11 protein-coding genes and 3 pseudogenes are annotated in these 15,727 nt (G+C 67.9%); 7 read left to right on the top strand and 7 right to left on the bottom strand.

Features of this window, described 5'->3' with window-relative positions; translation table 11 throughout:
• Positions 1 to 230: 230 nt before the first annotated feature.
• Positions 231 to 815 carry a TetR family transcriptional regulator gene (locus tag OHA03_RS38985; protein ID WP_267008719.1) on the bottom strand — a complete coding sequence of 195 codons (585 nt, stop codon included), beginning with the start codon at positions 813 to 815 and terminating at the stop codon, positions 231 to 233.
• A 237-nt stretch (positions 816 to 1,052) separates the two neighbouring features.
• Here OHA03_RS38985 and OHA03_RS38980 point away from each other — a divergent pair, with 237 nt between their 5' ends.
• From OHA03_RS38980 to OHA03_RS38970, 3 genes are all read left to right on the top strand, one after another.
• Complete coding sequence (locus OHA03_RS38980; protein WP_267009627.1) at positions 1,053 to 2,630, top strand: MFS transporter; 1,578 nt, start codon at positions 1,053 to 1,055, stop codon at positions 2,628 to 2,630.
• Positions 2,631 to 3,148: 518 nt separating this feature from the next.
• Positions 3,149 to 4,051 (top strand): NmrA family NAD(P)-binding protein, encoded by a 903-nt coding sequence (locus tag OHA03_RS38975; RefSeq protein WP_267008718.1) that lies wholly within the window; start codon positions 3,149 to 3,151, stop codon positions 4,049 to 4,051.
• A gap of 211 nt (positions 4,052 to 4,262) precedes the next feature.
• A complete protein-coding gene (locus OHA03_RS38970; protein ID WP_323181364.1) occupies positions 4,263 to 5,795 on the top strand; it encodes a SpoIIE family protein phosphatase in 1,533 nt (510 codons plus the stop codon).
• A 1,266-nt stretch (positions 5,796 to 7,061) separates the two neighbouring features.
• Here the strand turns inward: OHA03_RS38970 and OHA03_RS38965 are convergent.
• From OHA03_RS38965 to OHA03_RS38955, 3 genes and pseudogenes are all read right to left on the bottom strand, one after another.
• Positions 7,062 to 8,300, bottom strand: coding sequence for an IS4 family transposase (locus tag OHA03_RS38965; RefSeq protein WP_267008717.1), 1,239 nt, complete (start codon positions 8,298 to 8,300; stop codon positions 7,062 to 7,064).
• Between the two features lie 197 nt (positions 8,301 to 8,497).
• Positions 8,498 to 9,501: pseudogene (locus tag OHA03_RS38960) on the bottom strand (IS5 family transposase).
• Positions 9,502 to 9,795: 294 nt separating this feature from the next.
• Positions 9,796 to 10,569, bottom strand: coding sequence for a DUF6193 family natural product biosynthesis protein (locus OHA03_RS38955; RefSeq protein WP_267008716.1), 774 nt, complete (start codon positions 10,567 to 10,569; stop codon positions 9,796 to 9,798).
• Positions 10,570 to 10,706: 137 nt separating this feature from the next.
• Here OHA03_RS38955 and OHA03_RS38950 point away from each other — a divergent pair.
• Positions 10,707 to 10,931, top strand: a pseudogene (locus OHA03_RS38950) (gfo/Idh/MocA family oxidoreductase); the annotation flags it as partial.
• A 33-nt stretch (positions 10,932 to 10,964) separates the two neighbouring features.
• On the opposite strand, the gene OHA03_RS38945 reads toward OHA03_RS38950, so the two are convergent.
• Genes OHA03_RS38945 through OHA03_RS38935 form a run of 3 tightly spaced genes read right to left on the bottom strand, consistent with a single transcriptional unit; the run spans position 10,965 to position 13,266 of the window.
• Positions 10,965 to 11,918, bottom strand: a complete 954-nt coding sequence (locus OHA03_RS38945; RefSeq protein WP_267008715.1) for an ABC transporter substrate-binding protein — start codon at positions 11,916 to 11,918, stop codon at positions 10,965 to 10,967.
• Positions 11,915 to 12,592, bottom strand: coding sequence for an ABC transporter permease (locus OHA03_RS38940; protein WP_267008714.1), 678 nt, complete (start codon positions 12,590 to 12,592; stop codon positions 11,915 to 11,917). The genes OHA03_RS38945 and OHA03_RS38940 overlap by 4 nt, the downstream gene beginning before the upstream one ends.
• The gene (locus OHA03_RS38935; protein ID WP_267008713.1) at positions 12,589 to 13,266 is read right to left on the bottom strand and encodes an ABC transporter permease; all 678 of its coding nucleotides are present in this window, start codon (positions 13,264 to 13,266) and stop codon (positions 12,589 to 12,591) included. The genes OHA03_RS38940 and OHA03_RS38935 overlap by 4 nt, the downstream gene beginning before the upstream one ends.
• A gap of 342 nt (positions 13,267 to 13,608) precedes the next feature.
• On the opposite strand from OHA03_RS38935, the gene OHA03_RS38930 reads away from it, so the two are divergent.
• The 3 genes and pseudogenes from OHA03_RS38930 to OHA03_RS38920 all read left to right on the top strand — a co-directional run.
• Positions 13,609 to 14,064 carry an SRPBCC family protein gene (locus OHA03_RS38930; protein ID WP_267008712.1) on the top strand — a complete coding sequence of 152 codons (456 nt, stop codon included), beginning with the start codon at positions 13,609 to 13,611 and terminating at the stop codon, positions 14,062 to 14,064.
• A gap of 475 nt (positions 14,065 to 14,539) precedes the next feature.
• Complete coding sequence (locus OHA03_RS38925; protein ID WP_267008711.1) at positions 14,540 to 15,271, top strand: flavodoxin family protein; 732 nt, start codon at positions 14,540 to 14,542, stop codon at positions 15,269 to 15,271.
• 198 nt (positions 15,272 to 15,469) lie between these two features.
• Positions 15,470 to 15,613, top strand: a pseudogene (locus tag OHA03_RS38920) (IS701 family transposase); the annotation flags it as partial.
• Positions 15,614 to 15,727 lie beyond the last annotated feature (114 nt).

The raw sequence follows: 15,727 nt of genomic DNA, 5'->3' as shown, positions 1-15,727 counted from the left end.
CCGGACCGCACGACAAACGGCCCGTGTGGCGGCGCCAGGATTCGAACCTGGTAAGGCGAAGTCGGCAGATTTACAGTCCGCGCCCAGCGTGCCCGCGGACCAGGCACTTCCTCAGTCGCTGGATGTGACGCCCCACACCGACCCCAGAGGGCACCCCAACTCGTTCGTCAGGGGGGCGGAACTGCCGGAGAGTGCCAGCCCGACCTGCGGGCCCGGTCGGCCGCCCCCGGTCACTCCGTGCGCTGACGTGGTTCGGACTGCCCGGTGCCGCTCTCGGTGAGAGCCGTGCGCGCGGCCTGCAGCAGTTCTTCGGAGATCGGGTTGCCCCGGGTAGCGCGGGCGAGGGCGAGGGCACCGACCATGGTGCAGAGTTGGGCCATGCCGTCGTCAGCGCCGGTGGCCAGCCGAGCGGCGCGGTTACGTACCCCCTTGATGTAGGCGTGGCGGGCGCGGGCGGCCTGGTCGGGCTCGCGCCCCAGGTCGGCGGCGAATCCGGAGACGGGGCAGCCGTCCCCGGCGTGATCGCGGTGCCAGACCGAGAGGTAGTCCTCGATCAGAGTCCGGCGGGCGGCCTCGTGCTCCCCGGCGTGCTCCTCGAGCGTCACCGCCTGCTCGTCGAAGGCGTGGGCGATGGCCTCGTCGATCAGGTCCACCTTCGAGACGAACTGCTTGTGGAACCCGCCACGGGTGAGCCCGGCGGCCTTCATCAGGTCGGCGACGCTGACCGCGGTGCCTTTCTCGCGGAACATCCGGGAAGCGGTGGCTACGACGCGCTGCCTGTTCTCCTGTGCTTGTGCCTGGGACACGCGGCCCATGGAATCACTCTCCTCAGATGGATGTCGCTTGACATCTATCGTAGCCCCCATTTAGATGCCTAGTGACATCTATCTGATGCCGATGAGGTCACCGGTAGGTGAAGCAGGGCCTTGCGCTGCCTCCAACCGTCTGAGGTCGACGGCCTCCCCCCGGCAATACCGACAGCACTGGAGACCCCTGTGGCATCGCCACCTGCCCCCACCGAGTCCTCGACGCCCGCGGCGTCCACACCACCCGTGCCGCCTGCCCAGCGACGAGGCGTTTCCGAGGCGGTCCACCGCCGACGCTGGGCGATCCTGACCGTGCTCGCGTTCAGCCTCCTGGTGGTGATGCTGGACAACTCGATCCTCAACGTGGCGATGAAGACCATCGCCCAGCCCGCTCCCACCGGACTCGGCTCCACCCAGAGCCAGCTGGAGTGGGCGGTCAACTCCTACACGCTGGTCTTCGCCGGGCTGCTCTTCACCGCGGGCCTGCTCGGTGACCGGCTCGGCCGCAAGAAGGTGCTGCTCTTCGGCATGCTGGTGTTCGGCGTGGGATCCGCGCTGTCCGCACTGTCGGACTCCTCCGGGCAGCTCATCACCTTCCGCGCCGTGATGGGCTTCGGCGGCGCCTTCATCCTGCCCGCCACCCTCGCGATCATCATGAACGTCTTCGAGCGCGAGGAGCAGCCCAAGGCCATCGGCATTTGGACCGGTGTGGTGGGTTTCGCCATCGCCGCCGGCCCGATCGCCGGCGGCGTTCTGCTGGAGCACTTCTGGTGGGGCTCGGTCTTCCTGGTCAATGTGCCGATCGTGGTCGCCGCGATGGTCGCGATGGTCGCGATCGTCCCCAACTCCAAGGACCCCAGGCCCGGCAAGCTCGACCCGTTCGGTGTGCTGCTGTCGATCGTCGGTCTGGCGCTGCTGGTCTACGGCATCATCAAGGGCGGCCAGCTGGGCGACTTCACCCGGCCCGAGTCCTTGGCCACGATCCTCGGCGGCCTGGCGGTCCTCGCCGGCTTCGTGGTGTACGAGGCCCGCAGCGACCATCCGGCCCTCGACGTCACCTACTTCCGCAACCGACGGTTCTCCGCGTCCGTCGCCGCCATCGGCCTGGTCTTCTTCGCCCTCATGGGCGTCACGTTCTTCAGCGTCTTCTACAACCAGAGCGTTCGGGGCTACAGCGTCCTGCAGTCCGGTCTGCTCGTGTTGCCGCTGGCCGCCTCCCAGATGTTCTTCGCCCCGCGAGCGCGGCTGGTCGTCAACCGCTTCGGTGCCCGAGCCGTGTGCGCCACCGGCCTCGTCCTGACCGCCGTGGCCTTCGCCGGCTTCCTGCTGCTCGGCCAGGACACCCCCATCTGGGTGCTGGAGGTGCTGTTCTTCCTGATGGGCACGGGGATGGCCCATGTCATGCCTCCCGCCACCGTCATGATCATGTCGTCGCTGCCGCGGGAGAAGGCCGGCTCCGGATCCGCGGTCAACAACACCTTCCGGCAGGTCGGCGGGGCCATGGGGGTCGCCGTGCTGGGGTCGCTGCTGTCCACCACCTACCGCAACGGCATCGACGGCCACCTGGGCGTACTGCCCGCCTCCGACCGGCACGCCGCAGGTGAATCCGTCCAGGCGACCCTGGCCGTCGCCAAGAAGCTGGGACCGGCCGGCAGGGCGCTGGTGCGGCCCGCGAACGACGCCTTCATCCATGCCATGCACATCACCGCAATAGGTTCGGCGGCCGTCGCCCTGGTCGGCGCGGTCGTCGTGCTGGTCTTCCTGCCGGGCAAGGACGCCGCCGTGGCCGCCGGCGGTGATAAGTCCCAGCGCCAGACCGTCTGAGCCCGACGGTGACGACCTCGGTCCAGCTCGCGAATCCGTCCGGCGGTGCGGGCTGGCCAAGCGGGAGTCCGCCGTGCTGCGCAACGTCGTGCTGCAGTCCCTACGCGCCCGATCTGGTGCAGCTCTACCGCGACACCGTCATCCTGGCCCGCCGGACCCAGGTCCTCGAAGTCCGCGGCGACGTCGATCTGGAGCTGCTCAGCGATCTGATCGTGGGGCCGACGCTGTCACGCGCGATGCTGCGGCCGGGCTCCTCGCCGGCGGGGGGCTGTCCGAGCGGATGGTCGACACGCTGCTCGAAGGAGTGCGCCCGCGCGGGTGAGGCCTGTGCTGACTTCGGTGCCGCTGACCTCCTCCGCCCGGCACTCGCAGAACCGCCGACAACACTGGCGACCCCTGCGAAATCGCCACCCGGATCAGCGGTGACATCGCCGGGCCCAACGCCTTGCTGACAGCTCCGCTGACGCTCTGATCACACCTCAACTCAGATATTCCATTACTCCGAAGGAGATCGACTGATGATTACCAGCAACCTTGTTCTTATCCCCGGTGCCGGCGGCGTGGGCCGGACGGTCTTCGATCAATTGCGTTCTCAGGATGTACCGGTCCGTTTCATGGTCCGTCGCGAGGACGAGCGCGCAGCTGAGCTGCGGGCGCTCGGCGCGGAGGTCGTCATCGGCGACCTGACCCGGCCCGAGACGGTAGCGGCCGCGCTGCAGGGGGTGACGCGGATGTACTTCGCGATGCGCGTGTCGCCGGACCACCTGCTGGCGGCGACCGTGGTGGCCTCCGTTGCGAGGGAGTACGGGAAGCTGGAGGCCCTGGTCGACCTGTCGCAGATGACGGTGTCGCAGATGACCGCCACCAGCACCGAGGAGTCGCACCAGCAGCGGCTGCACTGGCTGGCGGAGCACGTACTGAACTGGTCCGGCCTGCCCGTGGTGCACATCCGGCCGACGGCGTTCCTCGACACTCCGCTGTTCACCACGATGGCGGCGCGGTCGATCCAGGAGAACGGCACGATCGCGCTGCCGTTCGGCACCGGACGCACCTCGCCGATCGCCGTGGACGACGTCGCCCGGGTCCTCGCCACCGTGCTCCGCGACCCGGCTTCGCACATCGGGCAGGTCTACGAGCTGACCGGACCGCGCTCGGTCGACATGACGGAGCTGGCCGCGGAATTCTCTCGGGCGCTGGGACGACCGGTGACCTACGTGGACATGCCCCCGGAGAGGTGGGAAGCCCAGCTCCCGAAGCTGGGGATGCCGCCGCACCTTGAACAGCACGTCGCCACCATGGCCCAGCTGCACCGGGACAACCGTTACGACCGCACGACCGACGGCGTCGAGCGCGTGACAGGCATTCCCCCGCAGTCGATCGAGGCGTTCGTGGCCGCCCGAAAGGACTTCTACCTGGGCTGAGCCGCGTCCGATAGCTGGGGGAGAGCGCGATGTGTAGCGCACGCTGACTTGCCTCGCCCATTGGGACTCCGCCGACCCCGCTCGGATTCGCTGTCTGAGTGGCGCCGGACAGAACCGATGGAAAGGCGCCGAAGCTGGTGTAAAGGCGTCGGACCCGGCAACGGCGTATCGTCATCCTGTACGCGTTCTCTCGCACACCGAGGGCGGTGAGATGGGCACCCTGCATGGGGCATCCTCCGTCCGCACCTCGGACTTCTCTGGCGGTCTGGCTGCGTTTGTGGTGGACGCCCGAGGAGTGGTGTCCGCGTGGAGTCCGACGGCCGAGCGCCTGTTGGGCTACGAGACGGCTGAGGTCGTAGGCCGGCCGGTCGCTGAGCTTTGGCCAGTAATCCCGTGGGACGCTCCCCAGCAGCTGTCGCAAGCCTTTGGGGCCGGTACCCCCGGGCCTACTGCCGTCCTCACGCATCGGCAGGGTCATCCTGTGCCCGTCACACTCGCGGCCTATCCCGTGACATCGGTCGTACCTGGCAGCGAGGGGACGGTGATCCTGGTGACTGCCGTTTCGCTGCCGACAGCGGACCAAGACTGGCTTCACCGCCGCGAGCGCATCGCAGCGGGTGCCCTGAGAAGCCGCATGGAACCCGCTGACGCACCTGACCACAGCGCGGCTTGGATCACTCGCTCGTACGTACCCGCGCGTGGCGGCACGGGTGTGAATGGCTCCTGGGCTGATGTGATCCCGCTATCCAGTGCGCGTGTCGCTCTTGTGGTCTCCGATGTCCCAGCCTCCGGCATGCAGGCCACCGTGTGCATTGGACTGATCGGCGCCGCCGTCCGCGCCCTGGCGGAGCTGGATCTCGCACCTGAGGAAGTACTTGCTCGGCTGGACGACATCGTGTCGCGCTTTACCGCAGGCCAGGGCAACAAGTGGTCTCTGCCGTTTGTGGAACGATTGGTTGGTACGACGTACCTATACGCGGTGTATGACCCCATCGCGCGCCGGTGCGTCATGGCGAGCGCCGGGCACCCCCCGCCCGCGGTCGCTGATCCGGACGGATCTGTCCACGTCCCCGAGCTCCCCAGCAACAGGCCCCTGGGCATGGGCGAGCCCGTCTTCGAGTCGCTGGACCTTGAGCTCGCCGAAGGCAGCACCCTCCTCTTCTACACCGGCGGTCTGGTGCGGGCCTGCGACACGGACGGTGCCATAGCTGGGCTGCTCGGCAGAGCCATGCGTCAAAGCGGCCCGTCGATCAAGGACGCCTGGCGGGTCACCGCCGACACCATGAGGCCTCTTCTGGCGGCCGAGGACGATCTGGCGCTCCTGGCCGTTCGGACACGCGCGCTCAGCAGCGACCGAGTGGTTAGCTGGGAGCTGCCCCGGGACCCAGCCGCCGTCGCCGGCATTCGCTCCCTCGTTCTACAGCAGCTCGATCAGTGGGACCTCGGGAGCCTTGACTTCACCACGGAGCTGATTGCAAGCGAACTCGTCACCAACGCCGTCCGCTATGGCCGTGAGCCGATGCGGCTGCGCCTGATCTACGACCGGATCCTGATCTGCGAGGTGTCCGACGGCAGCAGCACCTCTCCGCACATCCGCCGAGCGAGTGCCACTGACGAAGGAGGACGCGGCTTGTTCCTCGTGGCCGACTGCGCGCAGCGCTGGGGTGTGCGCTACACCAACCAAGGCAAGACCATCTGGGCCGAACAAGCACTCAACACCGAAGCTACTCCTGAGCGGCCGTAGCACTATCTCCGTCGAGCAGCGCCGGGATGTTACCTCCGCTCAGCCGAGCGGCCCACCCCAGACCGAGCTGGCCATTGGCCCCTCAACACCGTGCCCGCCTCTGTTCGGCTGATGATGTCGACAACGGAGAGGGGCCAGTTCGTCGTTGCGCTACACCCCAACTCACCTGCTGTGCCCTGCTATGCGAATCCGTGAACACGCCCCGGACGGAGCCGACCGCCCCAGCTACGCTTTCCTCGCCCTGTGGCCACCTTGGGGGACGCCTGGGGGAACTGCGCCCCACGCGGTCGAGCCGACTCGTGCTGACATGTGATCAGGAGCCGAAGGAGTGAAGGGGTTGGTATCTGACCTGCGGCCGTGATATCGATCCACGCTGCGACCTGCGACTTAGCTGTCGGTGGTTGTCAGCGTTGGTCACCGTTGAGCACCCGCCGACGGCCCGGTGGGCCTTGCGCGTCTGTCATTTGACCTGCAATGAGGCGCAAGGTTCTGTACGTAATCGTCCACGGGAGTACGGGGAAGGCTGCTGCCGTTGGCCCCCCGTTTGGCCCTCGCGCCCCGGCCAATCATCGGCTTGGTTGGTGCACGCTTTCCAACTCTGCACGGCCCCGTTCACCCTGGTTCATGGGGGCACTTCGCCCTGGAGAGCCATCTCCAGGCCATCACCCAGTACATCCACGACTTCCTCGGCCGCGTCCTCGTCTGACGCGGCGCCAAAGGGTTGTCCCGTGATCCCTGGTGGATCGGCACGCGGCGTCAGAGATCAGCTGGAGATGTCCAACGGCCGTGGCATACCGGTCACGAACGCAGAGGATCCGATCCGTCCGATGCGGATTGCTCGGCAGCCGAGTCGAGGCCTCGGAGGTCCCGACAGGCACAGGTTTGACCGGCAGGTGGGCGGAGAAGCGTCCGCCGAGCCCGATCGGCTGCTCCCGCGCCGATGCAAGGATCGTGCCGACGCTGCTCTCGCGAGGCGCTGACCTTCGACGCCACACGGCCTCACCGCTACAGCAACAACGGAAGCGAGATGGCGACCTACCTGGCGTCGGTGACACCACCCACGCCCTAGATGCAATACCGGTGTTTTAGGACTTCGTCCGTGGGGTTGGGGCTGTTTTGGTGGGCTTGGCAAGGACGACGACGGGGGTGTCCGGGCGAGGCGGATTGTTGTGTTCGGTGTGTTTGAGCGCCCAGTTGGACATTTTGCGTTTGATGACTCGCGGGTTGGACCGTAACCGTCGTGGTTCCAGGAGACGTTCGGTGATTTCATGCAGGGTCTGCGTCAGCGCCCGGGTGAGCCGGGAGGGGGGAAAGTCCCGCCTGGCTGGTGGTCTGCCGGCGGACGACGCGCAAGGTGCGGATGAAGGACATCCGGTCCGGGTCCTCTCTTTCCAGCTGGGCGGCCTGGTGCATGAGGTCGCGCAGGGCGTGGTGCACGAGGAGGAACGCGAAGATCTCCTGCTCGGCCCCGTCCGGATGCTGGGAGCGCAGGACGAAGCGGGGACCGCCCAGGTGGGTCTTGATCTCATCGAGGGTGGTCTCGATCTCCCAGCGCTCGGCATAAAGGGTGGCCAGTTCCGTGGCCGGTGCGGCGGCCGGGTCCAGGAGCGTGGTGACCAGCCGGTAGACGGTGCCCTCTCCGGGAGGGCCCAGGGTGTATTCGATGACGCGGACCGGTGCCGGGTCGGCCCGCCGGTTCTTGTCCCGGGCGGCAACGATCTCCGACAGGTACGAACCATCGGGCAGCGCGGTCACCACGGGCAGGACCGCGTTGCTCCTGACTCGCCACAGCAGGTCCGAGCCGGTCGCCGCGGCGGCCCGCCACAGGTCGAAGCCGAGGAAGCCCCGATCTGCCAGGAGCAGCATTCCCCTGGTCAGCGAGGGGAACAGGCGGCGGGCCAGGACCGTTTCGTCCACTGCCAGCGGCGCGACGTCGGCGGCGAACACGGCGTGGGTACCGCACTCGACCAGGGCCGCGGCCCTGGCCTGCGGATACGCGCTCCTGCCTTGCCCACGCCCCGTTCCCGGCCGCCCGAAGAAGGCGGCGTTCGCCTCCGTATCGGGAAGGTCGAAGGTCGTCCCGTCCACCGACACCAACCGCAGACCCCGAAACCACGCTCCCGGCGTCGCCGGGACCGCCACGGGCCGGCAGACCCGGGCGAACAACGCCTTCACCGGTTGTGCCCCCAGCCGGAGCCGAGCCCGTCCGATCGCCCCGCTGGTGGGCACCCGCCACGTCTTCGACCAGCGACGTTCCCGTTCCAGGCCCTGTGTGAGAAGCCGTCCGACTTCCTCGTATCCCTGCCCCGAGAACAGGCACATCGCCAGCACGAAATACATCACCACCCGCGCGGGAAGCAGGCGTCGACGTTCCTCAGTGCGTCCGCACTCCGCCACCACCTCATCCACCAGCTCCGGCGGAAACGCACGCGTGAGCACTCCGAGGGCGATGCGATCCGAAAACCGGTCGCCCTGAACTTCCTTCAACTGTCCGGGTCTTGGCACACCAACTCAACGAGCCAGCACCAGCAAAGTCACCGGTATTGCATCTAGACCCGGACTTCGCGGGGTTGATTCGTATGGTGTGACCGGTCGGGGGTGTCCTCGGGCCGGGCGTGGCGTTGGGTGGGGTGTGTCGAAGGCTTCCCGGTCCCCGCGGCCACGGTGTCAGCGTCAGCGTTAGGGCGCGTATCGAGTCGTGATCAATGGGTGGTCCGGGTGAGGTCTTTGATCCAGATCATCGAGGCGCGCAGGTGGAGGCCGGCGAGGTAGCTGTCCGGTGTCTTGTCGTAGCGGGTGGCGATGCCTCGCCAGGCCTTGAGCTTGTTGATCAGGCGTTCGACGGTGTTCCGCTCTTTGTAGAGGTCCGCGTCGTGACTGACGGGCCGGCCGCCCCTGCTGCCCTTCTTCGTCCGATTGGCGGCCTGGTCCTTCTTCTCCGGGATGACTGCCTTGATGTGGCGTTTCCGCAGGTGGGCCCGGTTACCGCGGGACGAGTAGGCCTTGTCCCCGGCGACCGCGTCCGGCCGGGTGCGGGGGCGGCCGACGGGCCCGCGGACCCGTATCTTCCCCAGCACGGGGATGAACTGCGGGCTGTCGGCGGCCTGTCCCGCGGTCAGGACGAACGCCAGCGGGCGGCACTTGCGGTCGGCGGCAAGGTGGACCTTGCTGGTCTGCCCACCTCTGGAGCGTCCGAGGAGGGCGGCCTTCAGTCGGAGTTTTCGGCGACGCCGGATGCGTCGTCGCTCTTCCCGCTCGGGATCGGATTCTGTGTCCGGCCCGGTTTGTTCTTCGAGGCCGCCCCCTTTGATCTGGCCTTCTCCTCCTCGGCGGCGGCCTTCTCCAGCGCGGCGACGACGTCCTGTTCCAGATGCATCCCGGCAGCGTCGTGGTGAGCCCGCGCGGTGGTGGAGTCGACGCTGACCAGGGACAGGTCTACCTCGCCCCGCTTCGCGGCTTCCGCGATCAGGCCCTCCAGCAGGGCCTCGAAGACCCCCGCGTCACGCCACTGCCGGAAGCGGTTGTGGACGGTCGACCAGGCACCGAACTCCTTCGGCATCTCCCGCCACTGCCCGCCCGTCTTGAACCGCCAGATCACGCCCTCGAACTGCTGCCGAAGCCGCTCGGGATACGGGCCGTACTCGCCGATGGGCAGGTACGGCTCGATGAACTCCCAATCCGTGTCCGCCAGTTGCACTCGCGTCATGCAAGAACATCTACCGGTCCAGGCGCCGCCGCGAGGGCGAATCCCGCAGATTGATCACGACTCGATACGCACCCTAGTAGCGGTGACGTCCGTGGTGGAGAAACGTCTGGACGCTCTGCCTGTCGTTTCCGACTTCACTCGTCGGCTGGATCTAAGCGCGTTTCCATAAGTTCTGTGCGTAACGTGGGTTGAGGTGTCGGGGCACCGACGGAAGCCGCTGATCAGCCTGTACGGACTGTTGAGTGAGGGGGATTCCCGTGCAGGAAGCTTCGGTCTGGACAGTGGTCTGTTTCTCTATTCGAGAAGCAGACCCGCGGGGCCTTCCACTGCCGGACCGCAGCCGTCGGGAAGTCCCTCGACTACGAACACGACGGCCTCCTCCGGGGTTTGAGCGTGGCAATCCGGAATGTCTCGACCTTTGTGGGCGGGCAGCGCCCTCCAGCCTCCTCCCAGCTGAGGATGGAGGCTGGGGACGTCGTAGGACCATGGGGTGTGAGTGCAGCGGCTGAACTGCAGACTCCCGTGGCTGATCAAGGGAAAGAGGCTCCGCAGTAGCGGGTTCGCGTACGCCGCTTCGACGATGTCGTGGTCGATCAGCCGATCCGGAGCGTTTCGTACGAGCTGCCATTTGAAGGCAACAGCCTCACCTCGCTCGTGAGCCAAGGTGAGCTCGTCAATCTTGAGGAACGGCCACCTGGTGCGCAGTTCGGCGACTGAGGTTCCTACCTGCCATGCGTGTGCGATGTTGACGACGGTCTGCAGCTCGGTGGTTCGGCCGCAGGCCGCTTCTCCGACCCCGGTCCACCACATCCGGATGCCAAAGGCTCGCTCCTGTTGGCCGAGTGTCACGTCGAAGGAGCCGCGCGACGCGTGCACGCTCGCGACGATGAGTCGCCAGCTGTCTGTCGCAGACTCCGGGCCCCTGACGGTGCCGAGATCGACATGCATGTCGGCGGCGGCATGGCGAAGGGATGCCACCCAGCTGCCGTTGGCTGCGGCTACTTCCGGATAGAGCAATGGATCGGGCTGGATAGCAGGTGGGGGGCCTGCCGGGTGAGGGGCGTCCATGCCGGTGATTGTTGCGGGTCGCGCGCGGTGCCACCAGTGGCGTCTGCGGCCTCGCCAAGCGTTCGATCGAGATGTCAGCATCGTCCGCCCGCCCGACGAGGTCGTGGTCAGTGTGCGCCCGCCCATCGTGTTCGCGTTCGCACGAAGCGCAGCTGCGTGACCTGCTCGACGATCTGCGCGCCGAGCAGCGGCCGCGCAGCAGTGGCGCCGGCGGCCGGACGAGCCTCGAACTGGTCGCCACCCTGTACAAGGCCGCCTTCACCGGTCACACCGTCCGTGCCGGTGAGATCGGTCCGGGCGATCCGTACTACAGCGTCCTGCACGGCAATGCCCCCGGCTGGGCGCCCGAGCCGGCGGTATGACATTCGGCGGCCCGCCACCGCTCCCCTGAGGCTTCAGCCACCTACAAGGAGCTTCTTGGACTCCAGGTAGTTCCGCGCGACGTCCTCGGGCAGCCGTCGCCAGCTGTCCACGTGTTCGTTCATGCGGGCCAGGTCGGAGGTGGTCAGCACAGTGTTGAGCCGGTCCAGTGCGTTGCGTACCCCGGCGCTGCCGGCCCGCGACCGGTTGACGACGGGGACGAGGTAGTCGGCGTTCTGCAGGTGTTTGTCGTCGGCGAGCAGGACGAGCCCGAAGTTGTCGAGGGTGGCGTCGGTGGTGGCGGTCAGAACCATCTGGTCCCGACCGCTCTGCACCGCCTGTTTGGCCTGGGTGGTGCCGACACCCTTGGGGTCGACGGCGGTGATGTCGATGCCGTACGTCTTCTTCAGCCCGGGTGCGCAGTACGGCCGTTGTACGCATTCGTCGCCCGCGGCCAGCCGCACCGGCAGCCCGGACCTGCCGAGGTCGCTGAGCGTCTTCAGTCGGTGCCTCGCCGCGTACGGGGCAGCGACGGCGAACGCGTTCTGGTCGACGGCGCGTCCTGGGGCGAGAACGGTGAGGCCGCGGGGTGCGGCCAGGGCGCGCAGGGCCTTCACGGTGGTGTCGAGGTCGGGCGAGCCGACTGGGGTGGCGTCGGCGCCGTTCTTCTTGGCGTTCAGCCAGTCGGCGAAGGTGGCGGCGTACTCCGGTACGACGTCGATCTGGCCGCTCTCCAGCGCCGGTTCGTAGATCTCCCGGTTGGTGACAGAGATGATCTTCGTGGAGTAGCCGGCCCGGTCGAGCAGCAGCGCGTACATCTGAGCGAGCAGATCGCTCTCGGTGAAACCCGCGGAGCCGATGGTGAGGTGTCTGCTGTCGCCCGGCGGGGCGGTGATGTCTCCCTGGCTCTCCAGGGCGGGCCCGGTGGTGCACGCGGTCCCCGTCAGCAGCAGCGTCAGAAGTACGGGTACGGTCCGGCAGGCCCTCATCCGGTGTCCTCGCCGCGCACCCAGGTGGGGGCGAACCGCTGCCCGATCTCGAAGATCCCTTCGACGATCAGAGCGAAGACGGCGACGAGGATCGCCCCTGCGACCACCTGCGGCGTGGAGGCGAGGTTGAAGCCCGCGGTGATGATCCGGCCGAGTCCCCCGCCACCCGCCAGCGCGGCAAGGGTGGCGGTGGCGACGAGCTGGACGGCGGCGATCCGTACGCCGGTCAGGATGAGCGGCGTAGCGAGCGGCACCTCGACGCGTACCAGCAGCTGCCGGCCCGTCATCCCCATGCCGCGGGCGGCCCGTACGACATCACGGTCGACCTCCCGCATCCCCACGTACGCGTTGGTGAGCAGCGGTGGGACAGCGAAGAGCACCAGGGCGACGACGGTCGGCCCCTCGCCGTACCTGCCGATCGGGGTGAGGAGCAGCAGAACGAGGACGGCGAAGGTGGGGACGGCCCGGCCGACGTTGGAGATGTTGACGGCGAGCGCGCCGCCCTTGCCCAGATGACCGAGGACCAGGGCCACCGGCAGTGCGATGACACAGCTGATCAGCAGACAGACGACGGTGAGGAACAGATGCTGTTCGAGGCGGTGCCAGATGCCGTTGTCGCCGGACCAGTGGGTGGAGCTGGTGAGCCAGGACAAGGTGTCGGAGAGGGTCTTCACGACTGCCTCCGGGTCCACGGGGTCAGCAACCGCTGGACGCCGAGCAGCAGCAGGTCGGCGCAGACCGCGATGACGACGCAGAGGACGGATGCGGTGAGCACCTGGGCCTTGAAGTAGGTGTTCATCCCGGAGTAGATGAGATTGCCCAGCCCGCCGTAGCCGACGATCGCGCCGACGGTGACCAGGGAGACCGCGGAGACGGTGGCGATCCGCAGCCCGGCCATGGCGGCGGGGAGAGCGAGTGGCAGCTCCACGGCGACGAGCAGACGGATGGGCCCGTACCCCATGCCGCGGGCGGCCTGCCGGATCTCCTCGGGCACCGCGCGCAGTCCGGCGAGGATGTTCCGTACGAGCAGGGTGAGCGAGTAGAGGACGAGCCCCGCGACGACGAGCGAGGCGGAGAGTCCGTAGACCGGCAGCAGCAGCGAGAACATGGCGAGCGACGGCACGGTGTAGAGGATGGTCGTCACGCCGAGCACGGGTCCGGCCGCCCAGCGCCGGCGCCGGGCGGCGAGAGCGAGCGGGACGGCGAGGAGCAGTCCGACGAACACGGAGACCGCTGTCAGCTGGAGATGCTGGATGACGGCGTCCTGGAGGATCTCGCGACGGCTCGTCAGATAGGCCCCGCAGAGCCAGTCGTTGCGCGCGAGGCAGTCGTCGGGTGGCGCAGTCACGTGTTCATTGGAGCGCGGCGAGGTGGGAGCCGCGCGCCTTGATCGACTGTTCGGGGGCGGCGCGGCCGGCCGGAGCGGACCCTGCGGCGATCGCATGCCATCGGACCGAGCGGCCGTGCGGGCTGCTCCGGTGCCGCCACGGCCGACGGGGCAGTGGCGCACCCGGGCGCCTTCGGAGCCGCCACCGTCTGCCCAGGGTGACGGGCAGCGCCGTCACATGTCGTTCGGCCTGCCGTCCGCCCCCGGCGGACTTATGATCGCCGTCCCGCGCCTTCGCGGCCCTGCGTTCGCGTGCCGCGCCCGCGGCCCGAGCGCACCTGATCCGGGTGACGAGGAGAAGTCATGGCCACTCAGTTCGAGGCTACGGTCGAGATCGACCGGCCCATCGCCGAAGTGTTCGCTTATCTCGCCGATGGGGAGCACGACCCGGAGTTCAGTCCACGGGTGATGAGGATCGAGAAGTCGCCGGCCGGGCCGACGGCGGTGGGAACGGTGTTCCGGAGCACGGTCAAGGACGCCGGCATGAAGACCCGGCGGGAGTTCCGGATCAAGGAGCTGGTGACGCCCACCCGCATCCGCTGGGAGGAGCTCTCGAAGAACCTGGTCACCGCCGCCGAGGGCGGCTACGACCTCGACGCCACAGCCGACGGAACGACCAGGGTACGGATCTTCAACGTCCTGGAGGGCCACGGCATCGGCAAGCTCCTGGTGGGCTTCGCCGCCGGTGCCGCGCGCAAGGACGCCCCCGCGTTCGGACAGCGGATCAAGGCGGCGGCCGAGGCTGCGATCGCGCGCTGAGCAAGCGGTGATCCGTCCCGTCGGGCTCGTTCACCTCCTGCGGCATATCGCCTCTCGGGGCCGGTCGACGAACCTCACGAACACCGCACAAGTGCAGATCACCATGGCGGGGCGAGGACGGCCAGGACCGGACGACGGGCGGCCCGGCTCTGTCTCCACGGGAGGAGCCGGCTCACCAAGGTCAGCGCCGGCGCGAGCGGCAGTCCGCAGATGAGGACGGTCCACGCGGTGTCGGAACCGGCGTTGAATCGGTCCGCATACGTCGTTGGGCATGTGTACGACTCAACCGCTCTGCGGATGGCGGCACATGTGGGCGCGTACTCACCGCGCGCATACCGCGATGCCTGTCCGCGCCCACTCCTCGTGCACCTGCTGCGTATGGGGGGCACCCGCGCGCCTATGGCCGGGGATGCCCCGCGGTGACGGTAGACCGGGTCACGTCTCATGTTCTCCCGTACGCACAGAGGAGTCCCGCATGGTGTCACCCGGCCCTGCCGATGACGCGTACCGCTTCGACGGTCTGCGCGCGATGTACATCAACTGCACGCTCAAGCGCTCCCCCGAAGTCAGCAACACAGAGGGACTGATCGACCGGAGCCGCGCGGTGATGGAGGGGCGCGGCGCCACCACCGAGGTGGTCCGGGCCATCGACCACGACATCGCCACCGGCGTGTGGCCGGACATGAGAGAGCACGGCTGGGAGACCGACGCCTGGCCCGAGCTGTACGAGAGAGTGATGGCCGCCGACATCCTGGTGTTGTGCGGGCCGATCTGGCTGGGAGACAACTCGTCGATGATGAAGCGCGTGATCGAGCGGTTGTATGCGTGTTCGTCGATCCTCAACGAGGCGGGGCAGTACGCATACTACGGGCGAGTCGGGGGCTGTCTGATCACGGGTAACGAGGACGGTGCGAAGCACTGCGCGATGAACGTGCTCTACAGCCTGCAGCACCTGGGGTACACGGTGCCGCCGCAGGCCGATGCCGGCTGGGTGGGAGAAGCAGGCCCGGGACCGTCGTACCTGGACAAGGACTCGGGCGGCCCGCAGAACGACTTCACCAACCGCAACACCACTTTCATGACGTGGAACCTGCTGCACCTGGCGCGGCTGCTCAAGGAGGCGGGTGGCATTCCGGCGCACGGGAACCAGCGCTCGGAGTGGGACGCCGGCTGCCGCTTCGACTTCGAGAATCCCGAACACCGCTGAATCCGGGAGCCGGAACGGCGACTGGGGCGATCCGAGGGGCCTGCTACGTGGACGTAGAGGGTTCACGCCGCGAGTGTGAGAGTCCGTGCCGCCCTCGCCCGGGGCAGCCCACCCCGCCCTCAACACCGAGAACGCCCTCCGCACACCGGCACCCTCAAGACCGTCAGCGGGTGAAATTCGCCCCCTCTCTTCCTCCGGGTGAATGGCAGATTCTCGCGGGTCGAACTGCGGCGGCGGATGCGTGACCACGTGCGCGGACTGCTGGAGCCGGTCGTTCGGAAGAATGGCCGACAGCTCGCGGAATTCGTAGATGACAGCACGCCGGACGAGCTGCAGCGTCTGCGCGAAACGCTGCAACCCCATTGACCCGAACCCGGGTTCTCACGCGGGGACAGCCGCGCAGGCCGCGCTTGTCGCTGTTGGGACATGTCGCAGTTGTGACACGCGAGGCCGGCG

The organism is Streptomyces sp. NBC_00154, assembly GCF_026342835.1.
Taxonomy (GTDB): domain Bacteria; phylum Actinomycetota; class Actinomycetes; order Streptomycetales; family Streptomycetaceae; genus Streptomyces.
The sequence above is the reverse complement of the archived record's forward strand: the minus strand, read 5'-3'. Positions and strand labels throughout refer to the sequence as shown.

Bases quoted from the DNA above. Each gene is read 5' to 3' on its own strand.
- OHA03_RS38955 (WP_267008716.1), bottom strand. From the start codon at position 10,569: ATGGACGCCCCTCACCCGGCAGGCCCCCCACCTGCTATCCAGCCCGAT.
- OHA03_RS38970 (WP_323181364.1), top strand. From the start codon at position 4,263: ATGGGCACCCTGCATGGGGCATCCTCCGTCCGCACCTCGGACTTCTCT.
- OHA03_RS38945 (WP_267008715.1), bottom strand. From the start codon at position 11,918: ATGAGGGCCTGCCGGACCGTACCCGTACTTCTGACGCTGCTGCTGACG.
- OHA03_RS38930 (WP_267008712.1), top strand. From the start codon at position 13,609: ATGGCCACTCAGTTCGAGGCTACGGTCGAGATCGACCGGCCCATCGCC.
- OHA03_RS38985 (WP_267008719.1), bottom strand. From the start codon at position 815: ATGGGCCGCGTGTCCCAGGCACAAGCACAGGAGAACAGGCAGCGCGTC.
- OHA03_RS38925 (WP_267008711.1), top strand. From the start codon at position 14,540: ATGGTGTCACCCGGCCCTGCCGATGACGCGTACCGCTTCGACGGTCTG.
- OHA03_RS38975 (WP_267008718.1), top strand. From the start codon at position 3,149: ATGATTACCAGCAACCTTGTTCTTATCCCCGGTGCCGGCGGCGTGGGC.